The 18089-nt window shown below is 41.2% G+C and carries 9 protein-coding genes, 9 tRNA genes, 3 rRNA genes and 4 pseudogenes; 2 read left to right on the top strand and 23 right to left on the bottom strand.

What is annotated here, in order from left to right:
• Nucleotides 1–440: 440 nt before the first annotated feature.
• The 18 genes and pseudogenes from glmM to ACEWFJ_RS00595 form a co-directional block, all read right to left on the bottom strand.
• Nucleotides 441–1787, bottom strand: coding sequence for a phosphoglucosamine mutase (gene glmM / locus ACEWFJ_RS00510; protein ID WP_473690060.1), 1347 nt, complete (start codon nucleotides 1785–1787; stop codon nucleotides 441–443).
• A 2-nt stretch (nucleotides 1788–1789) separates the two neighbouring features.
• The gene (locus ACEWFJ_RS00515; protein ID WP_473690061.1) at nucleotides 1790–3124 is read right to left on the bottom strand and encodes a CdaR family protein; all 1335 of its coding nucleotides are present in this window, start codon (nucleotides 3122–3124) and stop codon (nucleotides 1790–1792) included.
• Entirely contained in the window at nucleotides 3117–3941 is an 825-nt protein-coding gene (gene cdaA, locus ACEWFJ_RS00520; RefSeq protein WP_473690062.1) for a diadenylate cyclase CdaA, read from the bottom strand. The genes ACEWFJ_RS00515 and cdaA overlap by 8 nt, the downstream gene beginning before the upstream one ends.
• 205 nt (nucleotides 3942–4146) lie before the next feature.
• Nucleotides 4147–5039, bottom strand: a pseudogene (gene rocF / locus ACEWFJ_RS00525) (arginase).
• Nucleotides 5040–5197: 158 nt separating this feature from the next.
• A complete protein-coding gene (locus tag ACEWFJ_RS00530) occupies nucleotides 5198–6349 on the bottom strand; it encodes a glycerate kinase (protein ID WP_429714906.1) in 1152 nt (383 codons plus the stop codon).
• Between the two features lie 295 nt (nucleotides 6350–6644).
• Nucleotides 6645–6717 (bottom strand) — tRNA-Ala (locus ACEWFJ_RS00535).
• Between the two features lie 4 nt (nucleotides 6718–6721).
• Nucleotides 6722–6796, bottom strand: a tRNA-Gly gene (locus tag ACEWFJ_RS00540).
• Nucleotides 6797–6803: 7 nt separating this feature from the next.
• A tRNA-Lys gene (locus tag ACEWFJ_RS00545) sits at nucleotides 6804–6876 on the bottom strand.
• Nucleotides 6877–6881: 5 nt separating this feature from the next.
• Nucleotides 6882–6956 (bottom strand) — tRNA-Gln (locus tag ACEWFJ_RS00550).
• Between the two features lie 69 nt (nucleotides 6957–7025).
• A tRNA-Tyr gene (locus tag ACEWFJ_RS00555) sits at nucleotides 7026–7108 on the bottom strand.
• Nucleotides 7109–7124: 16 nt separating this feature from the next.
• Nucleotides 7125–7200 (bottom strand) — tRNA-Val (locus ACEWFJ_RS00560).
• Nucleotides 7201–7205: 5 nt separating this feature from the next.
• Nucleotides 7206–7280: transfer RNA gene (locus tag ACEWFJ_RS00565), tRNA-Glu, on the bottom strand.
• Between the two features lie 23 nt (nucleotides 7281–7303).
• Nucleotides 7304–7376 (bottom strand) — tRNA-Thr (locus ACEWFJ_RS00570).
• 3 nt (nucleotides 7377–7379) lie between these two features.
• Nucleotides 7380–7454, bottom strand: a tRNA-Asn gene (locus tag ACEWFJ_RS00575).
• A 9-nt stretch (nucleotides 7455–7463) separates the two neighbouring features.
• A 5S ribosomal RNA gene (rrf, locus tag ACEWFJ_RS00580) occupies nucleotides 7464–7579 on the bottom strand.
• Between the two features lie 50 nt (nucleotides 7580–7629).
• Nucleotides 7630–10551, bottom strand: a 23S ribosomal RNA gene (locus tag ACEWFJ_RS00585).
• Nucleotides 10552–10688: 137 nt separating this feature from the next.
• A 16S ribosomal RNA gene (locus ACEWFJ_RS00590) occupies nucleotides 10689–12240 on the bottom strand.
• The 16S, 23S and 5S rRNA genes sit together here with 9 tRNA genes alongside, the layout of an rRNA operon.
• 219 nt (nucleotides 12241–12459) lie before the next feature.
• Nucleotides 12460–12678, bottom strand: a complete 219-nt coding sequence (locus ACEWFJ_RS00595; RefSeq protein ID WP_098310024.1) for a hypothetical protein — start codon at nucleotides 12676–12678, stop codon at nucleotides 12460–12462.
• 269 nt (nucleotides 12679–12947) lie between these two features.
• Between ACEWFJ_RS00595 and pdaB the strand changes: the two are divergent.
• Nucleotides 12948–13710, top strand: a pseudogene (pdaB, locus tag ACEWFJ_RS00600) (polysaccharide deacetylase family sporulation protein PdaB).
• Nucleotides 13711–13780: 70 nt separating this feature from the next.
• Here the strand turns inward: pdaB and ACEWFJ_RS00605 are convergent.
• A complete protein-coding gene (locus ACEWFJ_RS00605) occupies nucleotides 13781–14383 on the bottom strand; it encodes a KinB-signaling pathway activation protein (protein WP_098310022.1) in 603 nt (200 codons plus the stop codon).
• A gap of 138 nt (nucleotides 14384–14521) precedes the next feature.
• Here ACEWFJ_RS00605 and gerD point away from each other — a divergent pair.
• Nucleotides 14522–15123: pseudogene (gene gerD, locus ACEWFJ_RS00610) on the top strand (spore germination lipoprotein GerD); the annotation flags it as partial.
• 20 nt (nucleotides 15124–15143) lie between these two features.
• Here the strand turns inward: gerD and ACEWFJ_RS00615 are convergent.
• The 4 genes and pseudogenes from ACEWFJ_RS00615 to rpsI all read right to left on the bottom strand — a co-directional run bounded on the left by ACEWFJ_RS00615 (nucleotide 15144) and on the right by rpsI (nucleotide 18069).
• On the bottom strand, nucleotides 15144–16205 hold the full coding sequence (locus ACEWFJ_RS00615) for an Mrp/NBP35 family ATP-binding protein (RefSeq protein ID WP_473690063.1): 1062 nt from the start codon (nucleotides 16203–16205) through the stop codon (nucleotides 15144–15146).
• A gap of 96 nt (nucleotides 16206–16301) precedes the next feature.
• Nucleotides 16302–17014, bottom strand: a pseudogene (gene cwlD, locus ACEWFJ_RS00620) (N-acetylmuramoyl-L-alanine amidase CwlD).
• Nucleotides 17015–17080: 66 nt separating this feature from the next.
• Nucleotides 17081–17509 carry a DUF2521 family protein gene (locus tag ACEWFJ_RS00625; protein WP_473690064.1) on the bottom strand — a complete coding sequence of 143 codons (429 nt, stop codon included), beginning with the start codon at nucleotides 17507–17509 and terminating at the stop codon, nucleotides 17081–17083.
• A gap of 167 nt (nucleotides 17510–17676) precedes the next feature.
• Nucleotides 17677–18069, bottom strand: coding sequence for a 30S ribosomal protein S9 (gene rpsI, locus ACEWFJ_RS00630; protein WP_020063209.1), 393 nt, complete (start codon nucleotides 18067–18069; stop codon nucleotides 17677–17679).
• Between the last annotated feature and the right edge of the window lie 20 nt (nucleotides 18070–18089).

An 18089-nucleotide genomic window follows, 5' to 3' on the forward strand; every position in this document is an offset into this window, starting at 1 on the left:
AACGACATATTCCGATCCTTATTATTCATACACAAAAAACGGATTTTACATATCGCTAGCTTTGTAAGCTTGTAACGGCTTTCACCTTCCTCTCTCTTTGGTTTCAGTCCGTATACTTCATACTGCTAGTGTAATCCGTTCCTCTTCTCTCATCACACTTTCACCTTTGTCCATTGAGTCACCCCAATGCTTTAAGTAAAAGTTTTCGGTTGCGATGAACAACCGGGAGCCATCCGCCGAAATCTCGATAAACTCCTCCTCGTCAACTACGTCTCAGGTAGTTCTGGCGCTTCTTACTTCAATCTATTTTGCCGAGAAAAAGAACAAAATCATCTTATAACAAATGGAATAAATCGTCAATGAAATTTTTTTCATTGCAGATAAACATTCTATGCAAAAGGAGCACATTTTGTGCCCCTTTTTATCATAAAATCCGCTTATTATTCAGCTCCAACTTCTTCTTTTACAACTTCTACAATACGGCTTACGTATTGATTACAAAGATCTTGTGTTGGCGCCTCTGCCATAACACGAATTAATGGCTCTGTACCAGAAGGACGAACAAGAATACGCCCATCACCATTCATCTCTTCCTCTACAACACGAATGATCTCTTTAATTTTTTCATTTTCTAATGCTTGTTTTTTATCTGTTACACGAACATTCACAAGTAATTGCGGGAATTTTTTCATTTCACTTGCAAGCTCAGATAATGATTTTTTCGTCATTTTCATAATGTTAACAAGTTGAAGTGCACTTAACATTCCATCGCCAGTTGTAATGTAATCTAAGAAAATAATATGACCAGATTGTTCACCGCCGAGGTTATAGCCACCACGTTTCATTTCTTCCATTACGTAACGGTCACCAACAGCTGTTTGATCACTTGTAATGCCATTTGCTTCTAATGCTTTATAGAAACCTAAATTACTCATGACTGTCGAAACAACTGTATTATGTTTTAATTTTCCAGATTCGCTCATATATTTTGCACAAATGTACATAATTTGATCGCCATCTACAATATTTCCTTTTTCGTCAACAGCAATTAAACGGTCACCATCTCCGTCAAATGCTAGACCGATATCAGCACCTTTTTCTTTCACAAACTCTGCTAATACTTCTGGGTGCGTAGAACCTACGCCCTCGTTAATATTCATACCATTTGGCGCTGTTCCCATTGTGGAAATATCCGCTTCTAAATCAGCAAATAAATACGGTGCTAAAGAAGACGTCGCACCGTGCGCACAATCTAATGCGATATGTAAGCCCGCAAAATCTTCATCTACAGTTTGTTTAATGTATTGTAAGTATTTTTGTCCGCCCTCAAAGTAGTCATTTACTTGACCTAATGCTGTACCCACAGGACGTGGAAGCTCATCTATTTCTTTATCTAATAATGCTTCGATTTCTTCCTCTTGCTCGTCTGTTAATTTAAATCCGTCTGGACCAAAGAACTTAATTCCATTATCTTGTACAGGATTATGAGATGCAGAAATCATCACACCAGCTTGCGCGTCTAACGCTTTTGTTAAGTATGCAACTCCAGGGGTAGAAATAACACCAAGGCGCATTACTTCTGCTCCAATTGATAATAATCCAGCTACTAAAGCACCTTCTAACATATGTCCAGACACACGTGTATCACGGCCGATAATAACTTTTGGACGCTCTGTATTCTTTGTTAATACGTAGCCACCAAATCGCCCAATTTTAAATGCTAATTCTGGCGTTAATTCTTTATTCGCAATACCGCGTACGCCGTCAGTACCAAAATATTTTCCCATTACTATTCGCTCCTTCTTTCTTGCTCATTTCCTTGATCCGGCTTCTGCACCGGCTGCACCGGCTCACCTTGTACTTCTTTTCCCGTTTCTTCTTTCTTTGCAAGTTCTACCTTCGCATTTTTTTGTTTTAATTCTAATGTGACATTATCGGGACCAGTAATTTGAATTGGAACATCATGTGTTCCTACATCCATATTTCCTAAATTAATTGATGCTTTAATCTGTGCTGCATTTACTTTTTCTACAGCACTTGCATCCCCAAAAATATCAACACTGATTTTCCCATTTGCCGGGTCTAATAATTTCATTGTTAATAAATCCGATAATCCATTTACCTGCAAAGGAATACCGTCTATTGTTTTGCTCTGTTGCTTTTGTACTTCAACTGTTACCTTTACTTGACTAGGTTCTGCTTTTGTAACACCTTTAGGTAAAGAAACAGAGGCATCGAAGGTTGTAGACTCTGTAATTTTACTTAAGTCTACTTCGACGCCATCAAGAGATGTAATCTTATCAAGTACTTCTTTTGAACCATAAATCGTTACTTCACTGGGTTCAACTTTTATATTCGTTACAGATATCCCTTCTTGTAAGCTCCCTTTTTTCGTTACACCTAAGGGAACTGTTTTTGCAGGTGATGAAGATGAAGATGAAACTGGTACGGTGACATTGACAGTAGAAGAACCTGTTTTCAAATCCAAACGATTCCCATCTTTATCATACAATACAACTTTCGCTTCTTTTGTGATCGTTTTATTAACATCCTTCAAATCGACATACGCTCGCACAAGTGCAATTCGCGAAAGCTCTTCCTCTGTACCGGCTACTTCAACAGTACTTGGCTTTACAATAGGTTTGTCTACAATCGTTCCTGCCTGTAGTTGGTTCTCATTTAAATACTTCACTTCTACAGGAAAAGATTTTACTTCTTTCTTTTGAATTGTAACTTTTATTTTCGCTGGCTGAACCTTCAAATGTAAATTGCTCGGAACTCCACTATATTTTAAAGGGATCTCATATGTCCCCGGTGTATACCCTCGCAAATTGACAAATACCTCATACTGTCTTTTTACTTTAGCTGCAGCTACAACATTATTTTGTCCTTCAAGAGTGACTGTTACATTTTCTGGAATGCCACTTACAATATACTTATCTTCGTCATAGTAAGCAGATACCGGAACTCCAGATATTGTTTCTGTTGTATCTCCTACCGGAAAAGGCGATGGATTAAAATCACCTGATACATTTTTATCTAGGTTTGTTGACATGTAAAGCATAATTGCCAACAATAATGAAATTCCCCTTAAAAACCAATGGTTATCCATTAACTTATCCATGACGTTTTCTCCTCCAATTCCATAAAGATGAAGAAGATTCTTTTATATTTCCACTTAGCTCTTTCATAAGCATTTCCTTTAATTGTTCACTTTTCAAATCACGATGTAATTCACCATTTTTTGTTAAGGAAATTTGCCCAGTTTCTTCTGATACAACAATTGTCAAACTGTCTGTTACTTCACTTACTCCCATTGCTGCCCGGTGACGCGTTCCTAATTCTTTAGAAATAAACGGGCTTTCTGATAATGGTAAGTAACAACCAGCTGCTTTAATAATATTTCCTTGCATAATGACCGCCCCATCATGAAGGGGTGTATTCGGTATAAAGATATTAATTAATAGCTCTGATGAAATATTTGCATTTAGTGGGATTCCTGTTTCAATGTAATCTCCCATACCAGTCTCTCTAGCCGTTGTAATAAGCGCACCAATCCGACGTTTTCCCATATATTCTGTTGCCTTTACAACAGCATTGACGACAGACTCCTGTTCATCATCCTCTTTATTACTTCCACGTGAAAATAAACTTCCTCGTCCAAGCTGCTCAAGGGCACGTCTTAACTCTGGTTGAAAAATGATAATAATCGCTAAAAATCCCCAAGTTAATGCTTGATCCATAAGCCATTGCAAAGTATGCAATTCAAAAACATAACTTAAAATGCGAACAATAATAATTACCGTAATCCCTTTCAAAAGTTGTACAGCTTTTGTACCACGGATTACAAGAATTAATTTATATATAACAAACCATACAAGGCCAATATCTACTATAGTGCTGAGATATTTCAAAAAAACATTCATATCTCCAAAAGGCATTCTGACCCTTCCTCCATCTATATGTAATTTACAACAATTAGTTAATTATAACATACATTATATGAACTACAATTTCAAACCTCCTTCCTAAACCTGACAATACATTCGTTAGATATCAGACTTTAAAAAGGGAGGCATTAACATTCTTTGTTGCTATACCTCTATTTTAAAATAAAAAAAGCAGCTTTTCAGCTGCTTTTTAAAATTATTTCAACTTTTCACCAAATAAAGATCCCATTAATGCAACGGCCGCAATTGCAGTTTTATTTTTCTCATCTAAAATTGGATTTACTTCCACAAACTCGGCAGATGTAATAATACCTGATTCAGCAAGCATTTCCATTGCCAAGTGGCTTTCACGATATGATAATCCACCCATAACTGGAGTCCCCACGCCAGGTGCATCATGTGGATCAAGACCGTCTAAATCTAAAGATAAATGTACGCCATCTGTATGTGATAAGTATGCAATCGTTTCTTCCATAACTGCCGTCATTCCCATACGATCAATTTCATGCATAGTGAAAACTTTTATGCCCTCTTTTTGAATAAATTCTTTCTCTCCATCATCTAAAGAACGAGCACCAATGATAACCACATTTTCTTTTTTCACTTTCGGATACTCACCGTATAAATTAACAAGTGATGGATGACCATGTCCTAAGCTTGCAGCTAATGACATGCCATGAATATTACCAGATGGAGAAGTTTCTTCTGTATTTAAATCTCCATGCGCATCATACCAAATAACGCCAAGATTTTTATAATGCTTTGCAATTCCAGCAAGTGTTCCAATTGCAATGCTATGATCGCCGCCCAATACAAGCGGGAAACTTTTTTCTCAATAATAGTATCAACTTTACTTGCCAGTTCGTTACATACTTTTACAACTTGCTCAAGATTTTTTAACTTTTCATTTTCATTTATTTGAAATTCTCTTTCAATACATATATCCCCTAAGTCTTCCACGTTATATCCTATATTTTGAATTCTTTCAACAACTCCAGCATAACGAATTGCACTCGCTCCCATATCAACACCGCGGCGCGTTTGTCCTAAATCCATTGGTACTCCCACAATTGAAACTTCTTTCTTCATAGATGATCTCCCCCTTTTATGCTTTCACTAAATATTTTAAATCTTTTCTATTGTCTGACTCAACTCGACATTTTTTTGTATTTATATACACTTAATACAATATAAAGAAGTGATAAAGTTAGATTTTTCCGTTAAAATATGCATAAAAAAAACATCTCTTACGAATAGAGATGTTTTTGTAATCCAAGTTTCCATACAGCTGCAATATTTCGTGCTGTTATATAAATATTTTCTTTTCCCATTTCATACGCTTCTTCTAATGTCATTACTCCTGAAACAATGCTAAATACAGCATCAACACCTTCTTCATAAATAGGAGTATGATTCGAATGAACAGCTCCAGCAATTGCAATAACAGGAAGATTACGCTCTTTAGCACGTTTTGCCACTCCTATTGGTGCTTTCCCATACACTGTCTGTTCATCAATTCGTCCTTCTCCCGTAATCACTAAATCTGCACCTTGCAAATGAGCATTAAAATTCGTGTAATCAAGTACAATATCAATACCTTTTCTAAGGGTACCATGTAAAAAGGCAACGATAGCCGCTCCAAGTCCGCCCGCAGCACCTGTTCCTGGGATAAATTCAATATCATTATGAAGAGTTTGTTTGATTAATTGGGCATAATGCTTCAAATTACAGTCTAACCTCTCTACCATCTCGTCTGTGGCACCTTTTTGTTTTCCAAATACAAACGATGCCCCTGTTCCTCCTGTTAACGGATTCGCAACGTCACAAGCTGCTTCAATTTTAACCTTCTTTAAACGAGAATCTAACTGTGACATATCAAAAGAAGTAATAGAATCTAAATTCCCACCATTCGGCTCTATAACGCGATTATCGCTATCAAAAAAACGCACACCTAAAGCGGATAACATTCCTGTTCCTCCATCATTTGTAGCACTTCCCCCAAGCCCTAAAACAATATGATGAACTCCTTGTTCTAGCGCGTGTAAAATGAGTTCTCCTGTTCCTTTTGTTGTCGTTAGGAGTGGATTCCTTTTATCAAGTGGAACATGGTGTAAACCAGAGGCAGCTGCCATTTCAATAAAAGCGGTCCGTTTATCTGAAGAGAGACCGTAAAATCCTTCTACTAAATTTCCTAATGGACCTGTAACAGGGATATTCACGATTCTTCCCTTTGTTGCATCAACAAGAGCTTGTACTGTTCCTTCCCCACCATCTGCAATAGGAATTTTTATATACTCTGCTTCTGGATATATAGAGCGAAATCCTTTCTCTACTGCTTCACATACTTCTAATGCAGTTAAACTTTCTTTATAAGAATCAGACGCAATGATAATCTTCACATGAAACAACTCCCTTTTACTGTATGAAAAACCATTAAACATATTACAAAATATATCTCGTTCTAATTTATCAAAAAATCAACAAGAAAACTCCATCTTCAAAATAAATAAGATAGCGGAATAAAGTAAAACTTCCATCAGTAAATCTCCATTCCCCACTGACGGAAAGCTCTATCATATCTTGTTTAACTTCTTAGAATCTTGAAATGAGAGTCTTACCGTACGCGAGTCGCGGGGGATAAACAAAAAAAGCTTGAAATCCAATATTGGACTTCAAGCTTTTCTTTTATTTGTATGGAGCCTAGCGGGATCGAACCGCTGACCTCCTGCGTGCAAGGCAGGCGCTCTCCCAGCTGAGCTAAGGCCCCAAGTTGGAGCGGAAGACGGGATTCGAACCCGCGACCCCAACCTTGGCAAGGTTGTATTCTACCACTGAACTACTTCCGCAAAATGATGAGCCATGAAGGACTCGAACCTTCGACCCTCTGATTAAAAGTCAGATGCTCTACCAACTGAGCTAATGGCTCGTAAATGGCTGGGCTAGCTGGATTCGAACCAGCGCATGACGGAGTCAAAGTCCGTTGCCTTACCGCTTGGCTATAGCCCATTAATATTTACTAGTATGCTTGTCTCACCAAAAAAATAAACCTTTGTAAGGTTATTTTTTAAAAATAAATGGTGGAGGGGGCAGATTCGAACTGCCGAACCCGAAGGAGCGGATTTACAGTCCGCCGCGTTTAGCCACTTCGCTACCCCTCCGACATTGAAAATTATATGGTGGAGGATGACGGGATCGAACCGCCGACCCCCTGCTTGTAAGGCAGGTGCTCTCCCAGCTGAGCTAATCCTCCAAAAGTGGTGACCCGTACGGGATTCGAACCCGTGTTACCGCCGTGAAAGGGCGGTGTCTTAACCACTTGACCAACGGGCCAAAAAGTTTTAATACTTCGCACAAGCTTCCAACCGGGCTTGAACCGGTGACCTCTTCCTTACCATGGAAGTGCTCTACCAGCTGAGCTATGGAAGCATATGGCTCCGCAGGTAGGACTCGAACCTACGACCGATCGGTTAACAGCCGATAGCTCTACCACTGAGCTACTGCGGAATAATGCAAGCCTGGCAACGTCCTACTCTCACAGGGACAAAGTCCCAACTACCATCGGCGCTAGAGAGCTTAACTTCCGTGTTCGGTATGGGAACGGGTGTGACCTCTCTGCCATCATTACCAGACTTATGAAGGTATATTCCTTCAAAACTAGATAACATTTGCTTCATATTATATGGTTAAGTCCTCGATCTATTAGTATTCGTCAGCTCCACATGTCACCATGCTTCCACCTCGAACCTATCAACCTGATCATCTTTCAGGGATCTTACTAGCTTAACGCTATGGGAAATCTCATCTTGAGGGGGCTTCATGCTTAGATGCTTTCAGCACTTATCCCTTCCGCACATAGCTACCCAGCTATGCCCTTGGCAGAACAACTGGTACACCAGCGGTGCGTCCATCCCGGTCCTCTCGTACTAAGGACAGCTCCTCTCAAATTTCCTACGCCCACGACGGATAGGGACCGAACTGTCTCACGACGTTCTGAACCCAGCTCGCGTACCGCTTTAATGGGCGAACAGCCCAACCCTTGGGACCGACTACAGCCCCAGGATGCGATGAGCCGACATCGAGGTGCCAAACCTCCCCGTCGATGTGGACTCTTGGGGGAGATAAGCCTGTTATCCCCGGGGTAGCTTTTATCCGTTGAGCGATGGCCCTTCCATGCGGAACCACCGGATCACTAAGCCCGACTTTCGTCCCTGCTCGACTTGTAGGTCTCGCAGTCAAGCTCCCTTATGCCTTTGCACTCTACGAATGATTTCCAACCATTCTGAGGGAACCTTTGGGCGCCTCCGTTACTTTTTAGGAGGCGACCGCCCCAGTCAAACTGCCCACCTGACACTGTCTCCCGGGTCGATAAGACCCGTAGGTTAGAATTTCAATACAGCCAGGGCGGTATCCCACCAGCGCCTCCACCGAAGCTAGCGCTCCGGCTTCAAAGGCTCCCGCCTATCCTGTACAAGCTGTACCAAAATTCAATATCAGGCTACAGTAAAGCTCCACGGGGTCTTTCCGTCCTGTCGCGGGTAACCTGCATCTTCACAGGTACTATAATTTCACCGAGTCTCTGGTTGAGACAGTGCCCAAATCGTTACACCTTTCGTGCGGGTCGGAACTTACCCGACAAGGAATTTCGCTACCTTAGGACCGTTATAGTTACGGCCGCCGTTTACTGGGGCTTCAGTTCAGAGCTTCGCTTGCGCTAACCCCTCTCCTTAACCTTCCAGCACCGGGCAGGTGTCAGCCCCTATACTTCGCCTTACGGCTTCGCAGAGACCTGTGTTTTTGCTAAACAGTCGCTTGGGCCTATTCACTGCGGCTTTCCGTTAAGAAAGCACCCCTTCTCCCGAAGTTACGGGGTCATTTTGCCGAGTTCCTTAACCAGAGTTCTCTCGCACACCTTAGGATTCTCTCCTCGCCTACCTGTGTCGGTTTGCGGTACAGGCACCTTTTATCTCGCTAGAAGCTTTTCTTGGCAGCGGGGAATCAAAGACTTCGCTCCATAAGGAGCTTCCCCATCACAGCTCAGCCTTCGCGGTAAGCGGATTTGCCTACTTACCAGCCTAACTGCTTGGACGTGCACAACCAATCGCACGCTTCTTCTATCCTTCTGCGTCCCTCCATTGCTCAAACGATAAAGAGGTGGTACAGGAATATCAACCTGTTGTCCATCGCCTACGCCTGTCGGCCTCGGCTTAGGTCCTGACTAACCCTGAGCGGACGAGCCTTCCTCAGGAAACCTTAGGCATTCGGTGGACGGGATTCTCACCCGTCTTTCGCTACTCATACCGGCATTCTCACTTCTAAGCGCTCCACCAGTCCTTACGATCTGACTTCACAGCACTTAGAACGCTCCCCTACCACTGATACCATAGGTATCAATCCGCAGCTTCGGTGGTGTATTTAGCCCCGGTACATTTTCGGCGCAGAGTCACTCGACTAGTGAGCTATTACGCACTCTTTAAATGGTGGCTGCTTCTAAGCCAACATCCTAGTTGTCTAAGCAACTCCACATCCTTTTCCACTTAATACACACTTTGGGACCTTAGCTGGCGGTCTGGGCTGTTTCCCTTTTGACTACGGATCTTATCACTCGCAGTCTGACTCCCAAGGATAAGTCATTGGCATTCGGAGTTTGACTGAATTCGGTAATCCGATGAGGACCCCTAGTTCAATCAGTGCTCTACCTCCAAGACTCTCACACTTGAGGCTAGCCCTAAAGCTATTTCGGGGAGAACCAGCTATCTCCAGGTTCGATTGGAATTTCTCCGCTACCCACACCTCATCCCCGCACTTTTCAACGTGCGTGGGTTCGGGCCTCCATTCAGTGTTACCTGAACTTCACCCTGGACATGGGTAGATCACCTGGTTTCGGGTCTACGACCACGTACTAAACGCCCTATTCAGACTCGCTTTCGCTACGGCTCCGCCTCTTCAGCTTAACCTCGCACGGGATCGTAACTCGCCGGTTCATTCTACAAAAGGCACGCCATCACCCGTTAACGGGCTCTGACTATTTGTAGGCACACGGTTTCAGGATCTCTTTCACTCCCCTTCCGGGGTGCTTTTCACCTTTCCCTCACGGTACTGGTTCACTATCGATCACTAGGTAGTATTTAGCCTTGGGAGATGGTCCTCCCGGATTCCGACGGAATTTCACGTGTTCCGCCGTACTCAGGATACATTCAAGAGGGAACGAAGTTTCAACTACAGGGTTGTTACCTTCTATGACGAGCCTTTCCAGGCTGCTTCGTCTACCTCGTTCCTTTGTAACTCCGTATAGAATGTCCTACAACCCCAAGAGGCAAGCCTCTTGGTTTGGGCTAGATTCCGTTTCGCTCGCCGCTACTCAGGAAATCGCATTTGCTTTCTCTTCCTCCAGGTACTTAGATGTTTCAGTTCCCTGGGTCTGTCCTCATTATCCTATGTATTCAGATAAAGATACCATACCATTACGTATGGTGGGTTTCCCCATTCGGAAATCTCCGGATCAAAGCTTACTTACAGCTCCCCGAAGCATATCGGTGTTAGTCCCGTCCTTCATCGACTCCTAGTGTCAAGGCATCCACCGTGCGCCCTTTCTAACTTAACCAAAATTAAAAAAATATGAGCTACACTGTTATCTAGTTTTCAAAGAACATATATTTTCGAGAGATAGTTCTCTCAAAACTGAACAAAACGAAACACGGAAACTTATATTGATGAACAGCGTTCATCAATTCTCCATAGAAAGGAGGTGATCCAGCCGCACCTTCCGATACGGCTACCTTGTTACGACTTCACCCCAATCATCTGTCCCACCTTAGGCGGCTGGCTCCAAAAAGGTTACCCCACCGACTTCGGGTGTTACAAACTCTCGTGGTGTGACGGGCGGTGTGTACAAGGCCCGGGAACGTATTCACCGCGGCATGCTGATCCGCGATTACTAGCGATTCCAGCTTCATGTAGGCGAGTTGCAGCCTACAATCCGAACTGAGAACGGTTTTATGAGATTAGCTCCACCTCGCGGTCTTGCGACTCTTTGTACCGTCCATTGTAGCACGTGTGTAGCCCAGGTCATAAGGGGCATGATGATTTGACGTCATCCCCACCTTCCTCCGGTTTGTCACCGGCAGTCACCTTAGAGTGCCCAACTTAATGATGGCAACTAAGATCAAGGGTTGCGCTCGTTGCGGGACTTAACCCAACATCTCACGACACGAGCTGACGACAACCATGCACCACCTGTCACTCTGCTCCCGAAGGAGAAGCCCTATCTCTAGGGTTGTCAGAGGATGTCAAGACCTGGTAAGGTTCTTCGCGTTGCTTCGAATTAAACCACATGCTCCACCGCTTGTGCGGGCCCCCGTCAATTCCTTTGAGTTTCAGCCTTGCGGCCGTACTCCCCAGGCGGAGTGCTTAATGCGTTAACTTCAGCACTAAAGGGCGGAAACCCTCTAACACTTAGCACTCATCGTTTACGGCGTGGACTACCAGGGTATCTAATCCTGTTTGCTCCCCACGCTTTCGCGCCTCAGTGTCAGTTGCAGACCAGAAAGTCGCCTTCGCCACTGGTGTTCCTCCATATCTCTACGCATTTCACCGCTACACATGGAATTCCACTTTCCTCTTCTGCACTCAAGTCTCCCAGTTTCCAATGACCCTCCACGGTTGAGCCGTGGGCTTTCACATCAGACTTAAGAAACCACCTGCGCGCGCTTTACGCCCAATAATTCCGGATAACGCTTGCCACCTACGTATTACCGCGGCTGCTGGCACGTAGTTAGCCGTGGCTTTCTGGTTAGGTACCGTCAAGGTGCCAGCTTATTCAACTAGCACTTGTTCTTCCCTAACAACAGAGCTTTACGACCCGAAGGCCTTCATCGCTCACGCGGCGTTGCTCCGTCAGACTTTCGTCCATTGCGGAAGATTCCCTACTGCTGCCTCCCGTAGGAGTCTGGGCCGTGTCTCAGTCCCAGTGTGGCCGATCACCCTCTCAGGTCGGCTACGCATCGTCGCCTTGGTGAGCCGTTACCTCACCAACTAGCTAATGCGCCGCAGGTCCATCTATAAGTGACAGCCGAAGCCGCCTTTCAATTTCGCACCATGCGGTGCAAAATGTTATCCGGTATTAGCCCCGGTTTCCCGGAGTTATCCCAGTCTTATAGGCAGGTTACCTACGTGTTACTCACCCGTCCGCCGCTAACTTCTTAAGAGCAAGCTCTTAATTGGTTCGCTCGACTTGCATGTATTAGGCACGCCGCCAGCGTTCATCCTGAGCCAGGATCAAACTCTCCAATAAAGTGTTTGTCTAGCATCATAAATAAAAATTGACGTTTCACGTTGTTTGTTTCGTTCAGTTTTCAAAGAACTTGTTAGCCGCTCATTTGCGACTTCCTTATGTTAACATCTCAACCATCTGATGTCAACAATGTTTTTTATTTCTCTTTTCGCTTGATGAATTCGTTCATCAGCGACGAATATTAATTTATCATATATAAAACTATATCGTCAATACCTTTTAATAAAAAATTCTTTTTCTCATATACCTTGTACAATCTTCAGGTGGAGCAATTCTTGTAAATACAGTAAATAACAATTTATATCGCTCTTCCATCGTCTTTTTTACAATACGATGGATCCTCTTATCCGCAAAGTCAAATAACAATTCATCTAACTCTCTTTTTAATACATATTCTAATTCTTTCTGTTCCTGCTCCGTAATCAATAGCCCAATCATTCTGTCACCTCAGCTGTTTCTTATCCACATACCACTTTCCTAATATATGTAAAATTAACTAAAGTTATTTTTTATACTTGGAATCAAGTATCTTCTTCTACTTCATACACTTATCTCATCCATTTCTCTAAATATCAAGGCAGGATAAATTATATAAAGCGTTACCGTTCAGTATATCCTTTTCTTACGATGTTAATCGTTTAGTTCTCTTTTCTTCTTTTTCTGCATATAAGTAACTGAAAAGGATTGGACAAAGGGGCGGAGAAACGATGTTTTTCTTCTTTATAACAAGTAAACATAGGTTTAAACAAATTAGTCTTATTATTGTGCTTTCCCTTTTTACGGCATGGCTGCTCTTTTTAAAAACATATTCTTATCAATCGGTTTTTTCAACAACTACTGGTCCAAAAGCAATTTATAAAGGAGACACGACAAAAAAACAAGTTTCTTTAACGTTCGATATTAGTTGGGGGATGAGAAAGCATTACCTATACTAGATACATTAAAAGAAAAAAGATTACAAACGCCACATTCTTTCTTTCGGCAGCATGGGCAGAACGCCACCCTGATATTGTGGAGCGTATTATAAAAGATGGTCACGAAATCGGAAGTATGGGATACAATTACAAAGACTATACTTCTTTAGAAGCAGGCGAAATCCGAAGGGACCTCTTAAAGGCACAGGACGTATTTACAAAACTTCAAGTGAAGCAAGTTCAACTTCTACGTCCCCCTAATGGTAACTTTAATAAAACGGTATTAAAAATTGCTGAATCTCTAGGATATACGGTTGTACATTGGAGTAATAATTCAAATGACTGGAAAAACCCTGGAGTCAATAAAATCGTTACCACCGTTTCAGAAAATCTACGCGAAGGAGATATCATTCTACTTCACGCTTCTGATTCGGCACTACAAACAAATCAAGCATTACCAATGCTGCTTCAAAAATTGAAAACGGATGGATTTAAAAACATCCCTGTCTCTCAACTCATCTCTAATACAAATGCTAAAAGCAAAGACATAGATTGAACTTACACCTTACTAAGGCGTAAGCCTTACTGTCCATTAAACAAAATAAAAGCTGATTCCAATATAGGAATCAGCTTTTTTGTCCTATTAAACGATGTAACATTAGAACTTGATACGCATTGCATAGCAACAACGGCACAACCATTAAGTATAACCAATTTGTATCATTGACCCGCAGCGCTGGAACCCATTCAATAACAGTCACAACAATCATAAAGAATAGGGCCGGGACAAAAGCTTTCTTATTCGTCTCTTTACTTTTTATGTAAGCAACAATTGCTCCAAATACAAAGAGAGTCCCAGCAACTAAAATATTCATACCAAGTGATTCATTCCCATTTGCAATCAATACAGAGCGCAAATATACAAAATCAAATAATACAAATGCAATTAAGAAAATTTGTATTGCATTCCAAAGAGATGGAGAGCGAAACATCCCTAGTCCAAACCGGTGAATTGTTAAATACGCAAAGAAACCCATCTGACTAATGACACTAAAAATAAAACCTATCCCAAGCAACCAAAAAGAAATCATTAAAATTTCCTTTCCGTCGAAATTTTGAAAAAATTTATTATACTTGTCCCACCCTAAAATAAAACCGATAAAGATTGTACTGCTTCCCCCAAGAAACAATGTCGTCAAAAAGAGTCGTACCCATTTTCGGCTATTCACAGACATATCCCCCATTATCTATATATTTTTACTTAAATTGTAACAATGTCATTTTTAAAAAGCTAGCTATCAATATGTATAAATTCCTTCAAGATATTTATATTAAAAAAGAGAAATATGCGAAAGGAGTCCCGGCTGATGAAACGGATTCTGCTCATTTTGGTCTCTTTTATCCTTTTTATCGGAATAGTTGCATGTGCACAAGAAAAAGAAGCGAAATCCCAATTAGACTATGATCAAACGAAAAAAATGATTATTGATATCTTAAAAACGGATGAAGGAAAAAAGCAATCCAAGATGTACTAACCGATGAAAAAATGAAACAAGCTCTTATTTTAGATGAATCTGTAGTGAAAAAAACGATTGAAGATACTATGCTATCAGAGAAAGGGCAACAATTTTGGGAAAAATTATTCAAAGATCCTGAGTTTGCTGCTAAGTTTGCAAAAAGCATGGAGAAAGAACAAACAAGTTTAATGAAAACATTATTAAAAGATCCTGAGTATCAAGCAGGTGTTATAGAGATCATGAAAAATCCGGAAGTTGGAAAAATCATGATGCAAACAATGAAAAGTAAAGAGTATCGTCAATATTTACAGCAAGTCTTAACTGAAACTGCCGAAAGTCCACTATTCCAAGCAAAAATGATAGATATTATTAGTAAAGGTGTTGAAAAGGCTCAGAAAAGTGGCGGTGAGCAGAAAAAAGAAGGCGGATCAGAAGAAGGAAAAAAGAACAAAAATAGCCCTCGTACTGAGGGTTATTTTTGTTCAATTGCCGCTCTCTCAATTACTTGCTTAGCAATTTGTTTATAGATTACTCCAGTGCTATGCTCCTCATCGTATACGGATGGAGCAAATTCTTCTGCATTCCAATCTGGCTGCTGGAGCGGAATTTGCCCAAGTACTACTGTCTGTAGGTCTGCCGCTAACTTTTCTCCTCCACCTTTACCAAAGACATATTCTTTTTCACCAGTCACTTTACTTTCAAAATAAGACATATTCTCCACAACACCAATAATCTCATGCTCTGTGCGAAGTGCCATTGCACCAGCTCTAGCAGCTACAAAAGCTGCTGTTGGATGAGGCGTTGTCACAATAATTTCCTTACAAGACGGAAGCATAGAATGTACATCTAATGCTACATCACCTGTACCAGGAGGCAAATCTAACACTAAGTAATCTAAATCACCCCACTCTACTTCTGTGAAGAAATGATTTAACATTTTCCCAAGCATTGGGCCTCTCCAAATAACAGGTGCATTGTCTTCTACGAAAAATCCCATCGAAATAACTTTTACACCAAAACGCTCTACCGGAATGATTTTATCACCACGTACAACAGGGCGTTTTTCAATCCCCATCATATCCGGCACACTAAATCCGTATATATCAGCATCAACGATTCCAACCTTTTTTCCTAATCTAGCAAGAGAAATCGCTAAGTTTACAGAAACAGTCGATTTTCCAACTCCACCTTTTCCACTTGCTATTGCTAGGAAAGTTGTTTTTGAATGCGGTGATAATAAAGATTCACTCTGCTCTTCTTGCGGAGCAAATTGCAATTGTTCCTCTTCGGTAAATTCCGTAAAGCGTAAACCCACTGTTGCTGCTCCTAATTCTTTCACTAATTTCACAATTGCTCCTTGCAGCTGCATTTGTTCAGCTGTTCCTGTTTTCACAATCGCAATTTTAATACTCACATGTTCTTTTTCTGGTTTCACAGCGACTTCTTTAATACCATTTGTTTCTTTTAATGTTTTATTTAGAAAAGGATCTACAATCCCTTCAAGTGCTCCCACTACTTGTTCTTTCGTTACCATAATCTGTCCCGCCCCCTGCTATAAAAATAAAATAAATGCGTTTTCATTGTAAGTATAGCATATTTTCGGAAAACTCCGTTACAAAGAAACCCTCCCTTAATCGGGAGGGTTTCCTTTCTCAGTAAAATATCGCAATATCCCACGATATATAGCAGCAGCAACTTTTTGCTGATATTTCTCTGAGTTTAATAAATATCTTTCGTTTACATTAGATAAAAAGCCAGCTTCAACTAATGCACCCGGTGTTTTCGCATGCTTCAATAAATAAACACGAGAAATTGTTTTTGCCGAACGCTTCGTATTCTCGAGACTCGTTCGTAATTCAGCTTGAATAAATTTTGCTGCTCGCTCATTTTCTACTAAAGAACGATAATAAAATGTTTGTGCTCCTTTCGAATCACCACTTGGGAGGGCATTCAAATGCACACTAACAAAGAAGTCAACATCAGACTTATTAATGATATCAACACGTTTTTTAAGTCCTCTGCTTTACGGCGACTATATCCCTTGGTGCTTTTGTCTGCTAAATCATAGTCTCCATTGCGTGTCAAAATAACGAGTGCTCCTTGTTCTTGTAAATAATCTCGCACTTTTTTTGTAATTTCCAGTGTAATATCTTTTTCAACAATATCTTCCCCGCCAACTGCCCCTCCATCCGGGCCACCATGACCAGCGTCTAATACAATAATTTTTCCAGACAAAGGCAAGTTCCACGCTCTCCACGATTTTGTAATTTGAAAATCCTGCCTTACTAAGAAAAAGAGTACAACCGCTGCTAACATAAAAGAAATAATCCGAATTCTTTTCATACCTTTCCCCCTCTGGCTAGTCCCTCTACTTACTTATATGGGACAAGAGGAAAGTTTATGATTTTCTTAATGCAGCTTCATGCGATATCTTCTCTCACCCTTTTCATATCCTTGTTGCCACCAAGCACTAATAAAGCGCTGGCATAATTGATATAACTGCTCATCTTCATTTTCTTCTAAAGTATGCAAAGAAGCACTTATCAAAAAATGAAATAGCATTTCTGTTAATTGAACTTCTTCATGGGACGATCTGCTTTTCACATCTAAAAGTGATTCTCCATAATAACCAAACTTACTATACCTAGCTCCTAATAAATAGGACTCAATACCTACCTCTATACAATAATCTTCATAATGACGATGGAGTGTATCCATAAGAAAGCAATCACGAATATTTTCTCTGAGTGTTTGTAATGATAATTCACGCAGTATTTTACGTTCATACTTCAGCTGCTTTTCTCTTTGTTTTTCTTTCAGGCTTACAATAACATTCATAGTACTTAAAACCTCCCTATGTACGTATTAGTCTAAACTTCTCAGTAGGAAGCATACACAAGAAGGCAACACTAAAATATTCCAAAGAAGAGGATGCTAATAAAAGATGTTTACGAACATAATAAAAAAACCCCAGCCAAAAGGCTGAGGTTTGAAGTTCGCAAAAATTAACGTTTTGAGAACTGAGGTGCACGACGAGCACCTTTAAGACCGTATTTTTTACGCTCTTTCATACGTGCGTCACGAGTTAATAGACCTGCACGTTTTAATGTTAAACGGTATTCTGGATCAGCTTTTAGTAAAGCGCGAGAAATACCGTGACGGATAGCACCAGCTTGACCAGTGTATCCACCGCCATGTACGTTTACAAGTACATCGTAGTTACCTAAAGTTTCTGTTGCAACTAGAGGTTGTTTCACTACTTCACGTAATGCAGCAAATGGGATATAGTTTTCAAAATCACGACCGTTAATGATAACGCGTCCTTCGCCTGGAACTAGGCGTACGCGTGCTACTGAACTCTTACGACGTCCAGTACCATTGTATTGTACCTGTGCCAAAGTAAGCCCTCCTTTAATTA

This window comes from Bacillus sp. EA-CB0995 (assembly GCF_055814245.1).

Bases quoted from the DNA above. Each gene is read 5' to 3' on its own strand.
- glmM (WP_473690060.1), bottom strand. From the start codon at position 1,787: ATGGGAAAATATTTTGGTACTGACGGCGTACGCGGTATTGCGAATAAA.
- ACEWFJ_RS00595 (WP_098310024.1), bottom strand. From the start codon at position 12,678: ATGATTGGGCTATTGATTACGGAGCAGGAACAGAAAGAATTAGAATAT.
- ACEWFJ_RS00515 (WP_473690061.1), bottom strand. From the start codon at position 3,124: ATGGATAAGTTAATGGATAACCATTGGTTTTTAAGGGGAATTTCATTA.
- ACEWFJ_RS00615 (WP_473690063.1), bottom strand. From the start codon at position 16,205: ATGGTAACGAAAGAACAAGTAGTGGGAGCACTTGAAGGGATTGTAGAT.
- cdaA (WP_473690062.1), bottom strand. From the start codon at position 3,941: ATGCCTTTTGGAGATATGAATGTTTTTTTGAAATATCTCAGCACTATA.
- ACEWFJ_RS00625 (WP_473690064.1), bottom strand. From the start codon at position 17,509: ATGAATGTTATTGTAAGCCTGAAAGAAAAACAAAGAGAAAAGCAGCTG.